Raw genomic sequence first — 221 nt, forward strand, 5'->3', positions numbered from 1 at the left:
CTACGTTGTAGTCCATGCGTAATAAGTCGCCATCTTTCTTTTCTTCTCCTGCAGGCAATATTACTTTGCGAGACTGATCTTTAATTGGACCAGTAAATGGGTGGAATGTACCGTCTACAATTTGGTTTGATAGTGGCGTTTCTTTAGCGACAACATCTTTTGGTACTGCTTCGTTGAAAGGTGCTAATTGAGTCATACCAGAAGCAATCCCTTTCCTCACG

The 221-nt window shown here is 42.1% G+C and carries 1 pseudogene; it reads right to left on the reverse strand.

Annotation, left to right across the window (positions count from 1 at the left end):
- A pseudogene (locus V6255_RS18560) lies at positions 1–196 on the reverse strand (BMP family ABC transporter substrate-binding protein); the annotation flags it as partial.
- Positions 197–221 lie beyond the last annotated feature (25 nt).

This window comes from Psychromonas arctica (genome assembly GCF_038155225.1).
Classification (GTDB): domain Bacteria; phylum Pseudomonadota; class Gammaproteobacteria; order Enterobacterales; family Psychromonadaceae; genus Psychromonas; species Psychromonas arctica_B.